Below are 13,175 nucleotides of genomic sequence, written 5' to 3'. Positions count from 1 at the left end.
AATGCAGTTGTCTCCGACAGGGCTATTGGTTACGTCGGATGGTGAGAATAATAGGCTGCGCTTCTGGGACAGGCAAGGCAAACCTCTCGCTGCCCCCTTTCCCACTGGGCAAAGCCGTGTGGGCATGTTACATTTTGATAAATTTCTAACCACGTTGAGTAACGATGAAGAAGACACACTGCGCGTCTGGGACAGGCAAGGCAGACCCCTCATTCACGACCCCATACCCGCCAAGGATTGGTCTATGGCATTTTCATACGTTGATCATCATTTGGTCACTTGGAATTTTGATAAAAATACACTGGAATTTTGGGATAGCCAAGGCAAACTACTCAGTGAATCTATCCCTACAGAGCAAGAGCTAGGCTTGTATGGCATGGTATTTTCCCCTTCTGGCTTATTGGTCACTAGTGATGATGAGAACGACACGTTGCGCTTTTGGGACAGGCATGGCAAATCTCTTAGCGATGACCCCATCCCCACTGGGCAAGACAACCCTTCGATGGAGTTTTCCCCGACAGGACTATTAGTTACGCTGGATGATGAAAATAATACGCTGCGTTTTTGGGACACCCAAGGTAAGCCTCTAAGCAATGAACCCATTCCCACTGGGCAAGAGCGTGTGGAAATTCAGTTTTCCCCAGCAGGCTTGCTGGTTACGACGGATAGTGAGAATAATACGCTGCGTTTTTGGGACACCCAAGGTAAGCCTCTAAGCAATGAACCCATTCCTACTGGGCAAGAGCGTGTGGAAATTCAGTTTTCCCCATCAGGCTTGCTGGTTACGACAGATAGTGAGAATAATACGCTGCGTTTTTGGGACACCCAAGGCAAGCCACTAAGCAATGAACCCATTCCCACTGGTCAAGAGCGTGTGGAAGCGCAGTTTTCCCCAGCAGGCTTGTTGGTTACGACGGATAGTGAGAATAATACGCTGCGTTTTTGGGATGGTGAAGGCAAATTGGTAGGTGAGCCTGTACTTAATGTTGATGCTACAGCATTTTCTCTCACCGGGTTGTTAGTCACATTGGATAGCAAGAATAACACTTTGCGTTTCTGGGATAACCAAGGAAATCTCATCAGTGCCCCTATTCCAACGGGGCAAGAAAATATAAGTATGGAGTTTTCAGAGGTCGGCTTACTAATAACGAAGGGTAATAATACATTGCGTTTTTGGGATGCTGGGACACAAAAAGCAAGCAAAATTTATGTGGGTTATTCATTTGATACTATTATTTCAAGTAGATCTCAGCCCTTTTTTTTAACCTATCAGAACCTTAGTTTGGAAACAACGCTCTGGAATGCCCAAACACTTATGCCTGTTATTGATCGTTTTACTTTGCCAAGTCCAATTGAGGCATTTAGTGAAGATGGGGAGTATCTAGCATTTCTCACGAAAAACAATGAAATTTACACCTTCAACTTATTTGACTTGACTCCTGAAGGATTACATAAACGTGCTTGCTACATCGCCAACCGCAACCTTACAGCAGCGGAATGGAAACAATATATCGGTAATCTACTCCCTGACCAGCCTTACGAAAAAACTTGTGATAAATTCCCACTACCTCCAGACATGGAAAAGGAAGGCATTGATGTAGCAAACAACCATAATCCTGATTGGTGGCAACATCTTGTAAACCTGTTCACAATGGAAGTCAGCACTCCGTGAACCTCCCCCTCATCCTCCTCACCTTCGCCAACGACAAAGCCGATTATCTATCCGGCATTGGCAGAGAGATGGCGCAGCTTGAAACCTTGCTTACCCCCATTGCCCAACGGCTCGATTTTGAGCTGAAACTGTTCCCCTACACCGACAGCCACGCGCTGCTGGATTACCTGAACGAGAACCGCGAACGGCTGGTATTGCTGCATTTCTCAGGCCATTCCAACAGCGATGTCCTGCAACTGGATGATGGCGAATGGCACATCAAGGGTTTTGCCGCGAAACTGGGGAATTGCCCGCATTTGCGGCTGGTGGTGCTGAATGGTTGCCAGAATGCCGCGCAAGTCCACGCGCTGCGTGCCGCGAATGTCGCAGCGGTGATCGGGACTCATGCGCCGATTGGTGACAAGACCGCCACGGAATTTACCCAAGCCTTCTACCATGCCTTTGCCGAACAGGCTTTACCGCTGTTGGATGCCTTCGTCCAAGCCCAAACCGATGTGCAAACCTTGAATGGGCAACCCTACCGCTCACTCGACATCACCACTCCCAGTGCCGAAGCAGATTGGGCATGGTTCATAGCAAGCCATACCCCTGATTGGAAACTCGCCGATGTCGCCAACCCCTGCAACCGTTTACCCGCCCTGCTGCGTGGAGAATTGCCAGCCAAACCATTCAAAAACCTCTACTACTACACAGAAGCTGACGCTGAAATCTTCTTCGGGCGCTGTCAGGCTATCCTTGATGTAATGCAGTTACTGGACGAAACCAAAGAACCCGTTCTTTTGCTGCACGGTGGTACAGGTGTCGGTAAATCTTCCTTCCTGCTTGCCGGGCTGATCCCGCGTCTCAAAGCCCCCAGCCGCCAGCAGACCGTCCGCTATCTGCGCTACAACGACTGTGATCCACAACAAAACTTACTGCAACAACTCTTCGGCAGCACCGACCCAGCAACTATCCGCAGTTTGCTCAACACCCCCACAGCGACTGGCTTGCCCGCTATCTGGATCATCGACCAGCTAGAAGAAATCTTCTTCGCAGATCAGCACCCCCAACTGGACACGCTGCTAACCACCTTGCACACGGTCTTTTACCCAGAGGAAACACGCCCCAATGCCAAGCTGATTTTGAGCCTGCGTAAGGAATGGTTTGCTGACCTCCTTGATGCCTGCCAAGAATACAACATCAACGTATCCCGTTATTTGCTCAACCCGCTCGATAAGCTGTCCATCATTGAAGTGATCCAGACCCCGGCTGAAACCCCATACTTACACCAGCACTACAACCTGAGTATCCAAAACCCACCGGATGGGCAGCTTGCCGCACAAATCGCCGACGACCTGCTTACCGACAAGCAATCCAACATCGCTCCCACCTTGCAGATCATCCTCTCTCGCTTGTGGAAACGTGTCGAAAATCAGCAGGAACGGATCTGGAACGAAGACCTGTATCTGGATGAAAAGCGGACAGGCTTACTGCTGGAAGATTACCTTAACCAACAACTGCAAGACATTGCGGAGAAAGAAAACTGGGGGAAAGAGGCAAAAGAAAGCGGGTTATTACTGGACGTGCTGTATACCCATACTACAGATCAAGGTACGGCGAAGAACGTGACAATAGCAGAGTATGAGGTGCTTTATCCGCATATCAGCTACCGTGTGGCTCTGCTCAAGGCGCTGCAAGGCCGTCACCTGATTATTGAACCGCAAACGAGGGAACTCCAGACTACTCTGCAACAAACCCGCCTTGCCCATGACACACTCGCCCAATTGGTCAAGACCCAATATTTAATATCAGAGCTGCCCGGACAACGGGCACGAAAAATACTGAATCAATGCAAATCAGAGTGGATAATTAACGTTAAACTTTATGAAAAAGAAGAGCCGACCTTAAATGCATATGATTTGAAGGTTATTGGAAAAGGACAAAGTGGGACAATAGATTGGCATCAAAATAATGTTGAGCGAAACATAATAAAGAAAAGCAAAAGAATAAGAAATAATAAAAGAATTGCGGGGTATATGTCAGCAATGCTGTTGATGACCTTAATTGCTTCATCCATGTATTATTATAATAAGCTTAGCCCTGAAGCAATTATTGATGCAAACATTAATAGGTATCACTTAATTCAGCAAGAGCATAAAAGGGGAAAAGTTGCAATTGATGAGAAAATCTTACCTAAGATTAATGAAGTTAGAGCCAAATTTATTAATGCCGATGTTAATGATGAATTTATAAGCCAAGAGTATCTGTTCTATAAACATGCGATAATTGCTGATCTTTGTTTGATGGAAATACAAATAAGATCTAAAGCCACAAAAAATAGTGAGGGGAATTTGGATGAGGTTATAAATACGGCGCTAACCCATTCACGAACAAGTATTAATGCCCTAAAGCATATGGACGAGCAGTTTGTTGAAAATAAAGATGGGATAACTGGCAATCGCTTGTTTAACACTTTATTGATGTCCGTGCAAATTTACTCTTGGAAACATTGTCGGGAAAACAAAGCAATACCAGTTGCTGTGAAGCAAATGTACGATGAAATTCCTTTTAGTTACATTGAGCTTTATAAAGATGAACATGATCAGTGCCTTTTAAATACACTTAAAATATTGAAGGAGAATGAATATGAACGAAGTAAAAGATGATGCATTAGTGGATATTACTCTTACGGATAATCCCGGAGACTCCATTGCAGGCGATGTCGGAAAAGCTAATCCAGAAGATCAGCCAACCGTAATACAGGAGGTTCCGATAGAGTATACGCCCTTTGATGATAGGAGGAATTTGATTATCAAAGGTTTTTTGAGTGATGTTTATTTGTCTTTGCAAGTAACGAAAAACCTGCATGATGCTTATATAAAGCGCCTTGAGGAGCAATTTTCTGATTTAACTAGCATGGAAAAAAATCGACAACATGCTGAGGATGAGAATCATAAAGAAAGATGGATGGAGGAGGTGATGAAGTTGTTTGTTGATATAGAAAGTTATAATGTGGCTTTTAAAAATAGGCATCAGGCTGAACATATGTTGGGGCAAGAGGACACAGGTATGCTACTGTCAGTTCAAACTACGCCAGATGAATCGCCTATCTCTAAGATTATTTGTCTACTAACAGGAAAATGCTAATTTACAGCGATTCTGGAGTCAGACTCGATTGATTTGCCGCAAAATAATTGCCTGCAATTCACCCTTGCAGGCAATCCTCTTCCCACTCAAACCCCACAAAATTCCGCACTTGCGCACTAAACTCCATCCCCACCAAAAAGATGCGGTGCTGCCCATCGCGGTAGGGCGCGGCGTAATCCTGCTGCTTGATCTGTGCCATTGCGCTGCCATCGCCTTCCGTACCCTTCACCATCTTGAATTCAAAGATATACACCCGTTTTGCCCCATTAATAAAGGGTAAACGCAAGGTAATGTCCACTCGCCCTTTATTGCTGCTTTCCTCAGCGCGTGTATCCAGGCTGAGTGAACACAAAAAAGCGTACATCACCGAGGCGTAATAACCTTCGTAGCTGGCTATCGGGTTATTGGTGTAATTTTGGTAGGAAATATTGTCAAACAAGGCGCGGAAATGGCGTTCCAAGGTGGCAAAATCATTACGGATCAGGGCTTGGCGGATGGCGCTGCGTTCCGGGCGGGTATCCGTGAGGTAGTTATCCAGCAGATAACCCGTCAGGCTATAGCGCACTTCATTGTTGGGATAGCTCAGTACATACTCCGGCAAGCTGCCCGGCACATCCACCATTTCCCGTTTAATCGTCAGGTAGCCAGTCTGGAACAGCAGGGTTTCCAGATGAATCCGATCCACATCGAAATCCCCCAAGGCTTTGTAATCCATGTTCACCGCTTCGAGGTCGGGCAGATAAAACTGGTGTTTGCGCAAAATCTCCACCAGAAATGACGGGGTGGCAGTTTCAAACCAATACGGCAGGAACTTTTTACCTTTGGAAATAAACAGCAGCACATCAAATGGGTTGTAAACGCTTTCCCCCAGCCAGTTGTAACCGTTATACCATGACCGCACCATTGCCATGTCCGCGCCTTGCAGGTGTTCAGCAAAATGGTGTTCCAGTTCGGTTTGGGTATAGCCGCACAAGGCGCTGTAACGCGGGTCGAGGGTGATGTCTTCCAGGTTGTTCAAGCCGCTGAACAGCGATACCTTGGAAAACTTGCTGACCCCGGTGAGGAAGGCAAAGCGGATGCTGGCATCGTTGTCCTTGATCACCGAATACAGGTTGCGCAAGCCGTCGCGCATCTCGGCGGCAATGTCCGGTTTGGTGATGTTGTCGAGGATCGGCTTGTCGTATTCGTCTACCAACACCACCACACTGCGCCCGTATTTGGCTTTGGCAGCGCGGATGAGGTCACTAAAGCAACCAGCAACGTCTTCATGGTCTGCACATTCAATACCAAGGTCTTCTTGATTGACACGCAGAATATGGCGGAAACGCCGTTCCAATTCCGCCCGGTTTTGTAGTTGCCCCGAACCGAAGCTGATGGAAATCACCGGGTATTGCACTGCCCAATTCCAATACGGGTGAATATGTAAGCCCCGAAACAGTGGCTCATTGCCTGCAAACAACTGGTGCAAAGTATCCACCAGCAACGACTTACCAAAGCGGCGCGGACGTGAGAGGAAGTAATACTTGCCCCTTTCGGTCAGCATTTGCACATGCGGGGTCTTATCCACATAAACGTAGCCGTCGGTGATGAAGTCTGCGAGGGTGCTAATGCCGATGGGTAACTTTTTCATGTGCCGCGCTTGCCTTGGGTGATAGGGGGATTATAGCCCCAACTTCCCCCACATCCCATCCACCACGATAATGAACTTGGTGTCAATCATCACGCGCTGCTGCTGCAAAATCGGCGCAAACACTGCATGGATAACTTCTCATCAAAAATAATGCTTTATATCAAGAAGTCATAAAAATATCGTATAGACCGTCTATGACTTTTGTCTAGCTATATTCCCCTCGTCCTATACTTCAATAACAGGGTAGTTCTATCCGTTGCAATGATGCCAAATACGGTTATAAAAGTGGTAGCCACATTGGTTTCCGGCTTGCTCTGGATTTCTAAGCCATCACAGATCAGTAAAAATCTTCATAATTCATCCCCCGAACACAGGCTTATTGCACCACACGCCCCAAATGCCCTATCTTACGCCCTGACCATAAATCCTAACGACTAGAGGAGTAACGACTCATGGCTCATACACTGCCAGAACTGCCTTTCGCGAAAGACGCACTTGCCCCACACATGTCAGCCGAAACGCTGGAATTCCACCACGACAAGCACCACAACGCTTACGTGACTAACCTGAACAACCTGATTCCCGGTACCCAGTTTGAAAGCATGAGTCTGGAAGAGATCGTCAAATCCGCACCGGCTGGCGGCGTTTACAACAATGCAGCGCAAGTGTGGAACCACACCTTCTTCTGGAACTGCCTGAAGCCAAATGGCGGCGGCGCACCGACTGGCGCATTGGCTGCTGCGATTGATGCGAAATGGGGTTCTTTTGACGCATTCAAAACCGCCTTCACCGCTTCTGCTGTGGGCAATTTCGGTTCTGCGTGGACTTGGTTGGTCAAGAAAGCTGACGGTTCAGTAGATATCGTGAACATGGGTGCTGCTGGCACGCCACTGACGACTGGCGACACCGCGCTGCTGTGCGTGGACGTGTGGGAACATGCGTACTACATCGACTATCGCAACCTGCGTCCTAAATTCGTTGAGACCTTCCTGAACTCGCTGGCGAACTGGGAGTTTGCTGAGAAGAATTTCGCAGCGTAAGCCTTAGCGTTTTACCTGAATGCAAAAAGCCGAGCCAGTCTCGGCTTTTTGCGTTGGAGAAGCCAACCGCTACGTAGAAATACGTAGCCATGCGCGTAATTTCCCGAATTCCTCGCGCCGCGTCATTTCGTCATACTCTGAGGGTCAAGTACAAAACAAGAGATTAGCAATGGTGACATCAGGCGACAGCCGTGGTTTAACCCCCAGAAAAACCAAGCTTTCAGTGCGCATGAAAGTTTTATTGCTGGCCATAGTCCCCTTGCTATTGCTGGCAACCGTGATTCTCCTCGCCAGCCAACAACTGGAACGTGATGCCATCGCGCAACGGCAATCCGTGGAACAGAGCTTGCTGACGAGCAAGGAAAAAGAATTGACGTTTTTGCTGGACTTAGCCTTTGCCGCCATAGAACCCATTATGCAGGATGCCCGGTTAAGCGAAACCGAGAAGCAAACAGCGGTGAAACGTTTATTCAATGAGAAACTGTTTTTTGGGGAAGATGGTTATTTTTACGTGTATGACCTCCAAGGGGTGAATCTCGTTCACCCTGTTAAGCCCGATTTTGTTGGGAAAAACAAGCTCGATTTGCCTGTCGTGCCAGCGTTATTGCAGCAAGCACAGCGGCAAGACGGCGTGGTGGCGTACCGCTGGGAACGTCCGTCGACCGGGCTTTATGAACAAAAAATCGGCTATGCCCGTGTTCTTGAACCTTGGCAGTGGGTTGTCGGAACCGGGTTGTATGACGTGGGGGCGGAAGTCGAAACCCATCTCCAGCAGGTCAGTACCCGCATTGATAACACCTTTCGCTACATGTTGCTGTTGTTGGTGGGGGCGATAGTCAGCCTCGTGTTGTTGGTGTTTTGGGTGAATTGGCATGAAAATCGGCTGGCTGACGATCACTTACGGCAACTGGTACACCATTTCGTGCGGCTCCAGATTGAGGAACGGCGCGGGTTTGCGCGTGAATTGCACGATGGCATTAATCAGCTCTTGGTGGCGGTGCGGTTTCGTATTGAGCTGGCACAACGCCAACTAGTTAAAGGGGATGCCAGTTACCGCGATAGTTTGGCAGTTGCTTTGGAAACGTTGGATACCACGATTAAGGAAGTCCGGCAGGTGTCGCACAGTTTGAGCCCCGCCTTGCTGGATGAAATGGGGCTGGAAGTGGCTTTGGAGAGTTTGGTCAAGCAATTTCAGGAACGTACCGGTATCCGGGTTATCCGTTATTGGCAAATTATACCGCATGAGTTGAGTGAAGAAGTGGCAATTATGGTGTATCGCGTGGTGCAAGAAGCCTTTTCCAATATTGAGCGCCATGCCCAAGCCACTCAGGTGCACCTTGAAGTTCGGCAAGCGCCGGAACAGTTGTTGCTGACCTTGCGGGATGATGGCAAAGGTTTTGACCCCGAACATTTACAGGCGGGGCGCGGTTTGGGATTGTTGCACATGCGTGAGCGGGTGGAATTATTGGGTGGGCAGTTTCAATTGCACAGTTCACCACAGCAAGGCACACGCATTACTGCGCAATTACCGTTACTATTTATGGATGGGAGGAAGTGATGGAAAATACGGGTTTACGTTTATTGATTGTGGACGACCATCCCATTGTTCGTGATGGTTTTGCGGCAGTATTACGGGATGCAGGAATGCAGATTGTGGGGATGGCGGGGAATGGGCGAGACGCTTTGGCACTGGCTGCGGAGTTACTTCCTGATGTGATTTTAATGGATATTCACATGCCGGTAATGGATGGGTTAAGGGCAACGCAAGCGTTAGCCCAGCAATTGCCGCAAATCAAAGTGCTGATGTTAACGCTGGAAGATTCCCCTGAATACGCAGCTAAAGCGATGCAGGCAGGGGCAAAGGGGTATATGGCAAAGAACAATTGTGATACGGATCGATTGTTACACGCCATTGATACTGTGCAGCGTGGTATGTTCGTCTCGCCGTATCCGCCAACAACGGTATCATCAAGCAGCCCCCTGACATCCCGCGAAACGGAAGTGTTGATATTGGTGGCAAAGGGCAAGCAAAGTGGTGAAATTGCCCGAATACTGAAGATCGAAACCCGCACGGTGGAAACCCATCGCCAAAACATTCGCGATAAATTAGGGCTACGCTCGGTGGCTGAACTCACACGCTATGCGCTGGATCATGGTTTAATTTAATACTTATGCGCTACACTCTGATGCGAGGTAAAATTTCGGCATATTAGCGGGAGTATCGTATGTTGAGTGTCAAAGCGCTTGCTTGGGGGTTGCTAGGTTTGTTGCTCGTGGGTTCTGTAGCCGCAGAATCTGAACCGGTTCCGGTGGTGTTTGGTTACGCGACCGATGCTTCGCCGATCAGTTATGGAAAAATGGATCGTAATGGCGCGACTGCTGATGGTTTCTGCGGTAGTTTATTGGCCTTTTTAAAAAGTAGTGGTCACGACATTCCTGTTGAAAACCAATACCAAATTTCTAATGCCGCACAACGGTTTGAAAACTTTCATAAATATTTAGGCAGTAATCGTATTGGAATTCAATGTGGCTCTGATTCATTAACTCAGGAACGTATTACTACACAAGCAGGGTTGAAGGGGGAGTTTTCTGTGCCTTTTTTTGTGGCACGCGCCCGCCTATTAATTCGGCGCAATAAGATTCAAATACTCTATACTAACCCCAATAGTTTAAAGATAGGCATACAAAAAGGCTCTGATAAATCACCGATTTCTACTATGGTCGCTGTTAATGCATTTTTTCCTACCGCTCAGCCACCAACGGAGTTTGTTGAGCGTACTGATGCGATTGCTAATTTGTTATCAGACGATGAGAGCAGTATTGATGCTTATATTGGTGATGATATTGTTTTGTTAGATATTTTTAATACAGAAATAGCCCAAGCAAAGAAACAGGATTCGTATAGTATAGAATCTCCTATGCAAGGCTATTCCCGCGAGGAGTTCGCAGTTGTTATTTATAATGCTCCGCGTGAAAAAGATGGATCGTCAGCGTTAAAAAAGAAAATTGATAAATGGATTCAGGCTGAAAGTGGCGGTAGACAGGCAATTATTGACGCATTGGGTAAAAAAGGCATCCCGCGTCACATGTTGGCATTAAAAGACAATATGTCGATTGCTGAAGCCTTACCCTATAAAGCCGCAGAATATGGTGTTAATAGTCATACTGTCAGTGCTTTATTGGGACTGTTGGCTGAGGCAGATGAAACTCGTTTCAAAGAAAGTTTAGCTTTAATGGAAAAGAGCTTAACGGCTTCAGAGGTTGATGATGGATTTTGGAAGTCATTACTGCTCGCTGAATCATTATCATGGCAGCGTTTATTATTTTGGGGGTTGGTGCTATGCAGTATGGTACTCATGGTCGGTATACTCATGTGGTTCTACTTTATGAGGCAGCGCGTAGTGGCATTGCCACAAACCTTGTTACCTGAACAGCCTGCTCCAGACGTAACCTATCCTGACCCCGATCCCGATATGATGGCAAAGCTTAAAAAGGTTAAGAGGGAATTGCATGATAAAATTAAGCAGGATCTAGTGGGTACAAGAATGTTTGCTGAGTTGGCGTTGAAGAATGTGCATACCAGTTCGGCAAAAAGTGAAGAGTATTTGCAAAAAGTTATGGCGACTATCAATACGAGTATTGCAGACATGCGTGATATTTCTCATGTTATTGATGCCTGTATTGAGAATAAGGAAGAGAATGCTCATCCGTATGACTTGCTAGAGTTTCTGGATAATGTCGAAGTAAGATTTGAAGCCAAAGGGATCAAAATTATTCGTGATATTGAGTTGGATTTTTTTGCATTGCCCACAACAGTTGCTGAAATGTTTTTTCTTATTGTTAGGGAAACAATAGAAAATGTTGAAAACCATGCTCATGGTGTGTCGCGGGTATTGATTCGCTTGCAACAGAAAGACGGTATGTTTGATTTAACTATCCAGGATGATGGACAAGGTTTTGATGATGAAACTTTTAAGCGTTCTGAAGGGATTGGTATTAAAAATATGCGCGAACGTGTTGCCAGTCAAGGCGGAACATTTGAGATTAATGGGAAAATGGGCGTGACGATTCGCGTTAGAATTCCAGAAAAATAACACTAGCTACTACCTAACGATCAAGCCCAGCTTATGCTGGGTTTTTTGTGTCGATAATTTAGTGGCACTACGTAGTTTTACTTAGTGCCTCAGTATTTATTAGCAGCATTGTCGTATTTTTGCTTAGTTATCTTAGGTAATCATACACGGCAAAATGCGTAATAGCGTCAATTTTTGTCTTGGCTTACTTCATTCAACATAAAGGCATTCTGGCAACGGGCTAGAACGAATTAAGAATGCGATGAATGCAGGGAGTGACATAAGATGAAAATGATGCGAGTTTTGTTGACCAGCTTGTTATTACCGTTGATGTACGTTAATGGTTTTGCTACGGAATTAGAGACACGCAGTGTAAACCGTTATGAAGGTGCTGCTTCGCCTGTTTCCTGCAAACCTTCAGATGCATCTGTTGACGCGGCGCATAACCCGAAGGATTGTGCTACGCCTGAAATGCCAGAGCGCAACTCACCGGCGGCTCCCGATAAGCTTGGCGATGCTGAACCCATGCTCTACGGTATGGTTTCTACCGTTCGGGTCTTGCCTTGAGCAGTGCGCATGTAGGTGATGTTATTTTGCATACATGCGCTACACTCTTTTGAAACCCCTTTGCCACAACACAACCTAGAGAAGGAGCACATTTACGATAAGCCTGAATCATTCATCTGTTTAGTGAGAGGTGCTGCATCATGGAGTATAACGATACAATTATTTTGTCCCAGAAAGGTTTTCATATTGATAAACACCTGATGTTGCCGATTGGCATTCGTTCGGGGTATCGTTTTTGGGGCGTATACGAACACGCCAATAAATCCAATCTAATCTTGTCCTCCTTGCCCCATGCAGCGTGGGGAGGGTTGCTTAGATTACGTATACGCCTAAAATACGCTGATATTAGATCAATTGTGCAGGAAGTTTCGGAAATATTTAAGACTGTTTTTTGTGAAGAAAATGCAGAGGATTGTGATAGTTTTATTAATCATATTAAGTACTTAGGCATAAGTTACTCGGAACTTTGCAATCGTAACCGATTGATTTGTAAGGGGTGGTTTTTCCGAAAAACTTTTGCATAAGTACTTACAAAGTTTTTGTTTCACTGCGCAGAAGTTTTAAAAGTGAACGTTGGAAGTTTATTGAAGATACATTGGCTGAATACGGTCTTGTAGCCATTTCTACGGATGACAGCGCTGAATCCAGTATTACGGAGCGAGTTATTGAAGACATGAAAAAATCGGCTGCGTGTATTCAAATTTATTCGATCGGGCGGGATTCAGTCAACAAGATGACTGAGAATGATCGGTATTTTTCCACAGACTTGTTGAATGCGGAGTGGTTGCTGTTTGAAGCAGGCATTACTCGCGGTTTGGATCTTAAACCGTTAATTAGAATGGTTGATACCACGCATGTGTCCAAATACAATTGGGAGAAGTGTTTGCGTATCCAACGCGATGCTTTTTTGCAAACCTTTCAAACTTATTCCGTTTCTACCGAAGGCGATCACTTTTGCAATGTGTTTAGAAAAGTTGTTGCCGAAATAGCGGGGAAAGTTCATAAAAATCAATAGCTTTTGTTTTTTAATGATGCCGGGGTAACTGCCTCGACTTTTTTTATCCACA

Annotated in this window: 11 protein-coding genes; 10 read left to right on the top strand and 1 reads right to left on the bottom strand. The window is 46.3% G+C overall.

Annotated features, from left to right (window positions below):
• From BLV87_RS16295 to BLV87_RS16285, 3 genes are all read left to right on the top strand, one after another.
• A partial coding sequence (locus BLV87_RS16295) for a WD40 repeat domain-containing protein (RefSeq protein ID WP_093070389.1) occupies window positions 1-1,672 on the top strand: 1,672 nt, incomplete at its 5' end.
• On the top strand, window positions 1,669-4,317 hold the full coding sequence (locus BLV87_RS16290) for an nSTAND1 domain-containing NTPase (protein ID WP_175517996.1): 2,649 nt from the start codon (window positions 1,669-1,671) through the stop codon (window positions 4,315-4,317). The genes BLV87_RS16295 and BLV87_RS16290, both read left to right, overlap by 4 nt.
• Window positions 4,298-4,798, top strand: a complete 501-nt coding sequence (locus BLV87_RS16285) for a hypothetical protein (RefSeq protein ID WP_093070386.1) — start codon at window positions 4,298-4,300, stop codon at window positions 4,796-4,798. Before BLV87_RS16290 ends, BLV87_RS16285 begins: the two co-directional genes overlap by 20 nt.
• A 58-nt stretch (window positions 4,799-4,856) precedes the next feature.
• On the opposite strand, the gene BLV87_RS16280 is transcribed toward BLV87_RS16285, so the two are convergent.
• Window positions 4,857-6,428 carry an ATP-binding protein gene (locus tag BLV87_RS16280; protein ID WP_093070384.1) on the bottom strand — a complete coding sequence of 524 codons (1,572 nt, stop codon included), beginning with the start codon at window positions 6,426-6,428 and terminating at the stop codon, window positions 4,857-4,859.
• A 452-nt stretch (window positions 6,429-6,880) separates the two neighbouring features.
• Between BLV87_RS16280 and BLV87_RS16275 the strand changes: the two genes are divergently transcribed.
• The 7 genes from BLV87_RS16275 to BLV87_RS16245 all read left to right on the top strand — a co-directional run bounded on the left by BLV87_RS16275 (window position 6,881) and on the right by BLV87_RS16245 (window position 13,123).
• Window positions 6,881-7,468, top strand: coding sequence for a superoxide dismutase (locus BLV87_RS16275; RefSeq protein ID WP_093070383.1), 588 nt, complete (start codon window positions 6,881-6,883; stop codon window positions 7,466-7,468).
• Window positions 7,469-7,637: 169 nt separating this feature from the next.
• Window positions 7,638-9,026 (top strand): cache domain-containing protein, encoded by a 1,389-nt coding sequence (locus tag BLV87_RS16270; protein ID WP_175517994.1) that lies wholly within the window; start codon window positions 7,638-7,640, stop codon window positions 9,024-9,026.
• Complete coding sequence (locus BLV87_RS16265) at window positions 9,026-9,634, top strand: response regulator transcription factor (protein ID WP_093070379.1); 609 nt, start codon at window positions 9,026-9,028, stop codon at window positions 9,632-9,634. Before BLV87_RS16270 ends, BLV87_RS16265 begins: the two co-directional genes overlap by 1 nt.
• A gap of 59 nt (window positions 9,635-9,693) precedes the next feature.
• A complete protein-coding gene (locus BLV87_RS16260; protein WP_093070378.1) occupies window positions 9,694-11,562 on the top strand; it encodes a histidine kinase in 1,869 nt (622 codons plus the stop codon).
• Between the two features lie 264 nt (window positions 11,563-11,826).
• Window positions 11,827-12,108, top strand: a complete 282-nt coding sequence (locus tag BLV87_RS16255; protein ID WP_093070376.1) for a hypothetical protein — start codon at window positions 11,827-11,829, stop codon at window positions 12,106-12,108.
• 140 nt (window positions 12,109-12,248) lie between these two features.
• On the top strand, window positions 12,249-12,632 hold the full coding sequence (locus BLV87_RS16250) for a hypothetical protein (RefSeq protein WP_093070374.1): 384 nt from the start codon (window positions 12,249-12,251) through the stop codon (window positions 12,630-12,632).
• A gap of 71 nt (window positions 12,633-12,703) precedes the next feature.
• On the top strand, window positions 12,704-13,123 hold the full coding sequence (locus BLV87_RS16245) for a hypothetical protein (protein WP_093070373.1): 420 nt from the start codon (window positions 12,704-12,706) through the stop codon (window positions 13,121-13,123).
• Window positions 13,124-13,175: the final 52 nt, after the last annotated feature.

The sequence above is a fragment of the Thiothrix caldifontis genome, from assembly GCF_900107695.1.
In the GTDB taxonomy this organism is placed as follows: Bacteria; Pseudomonadota; Gammaproteobacteria; order Thiotrichales; family Thiotrichaceae; genus Thiothrix; species Thiothrix caldifontis.
Note: the sequence above shows the minus strand (reverse complement) of the source record. Positions and strands in the feature narration are given on the sequence as shown.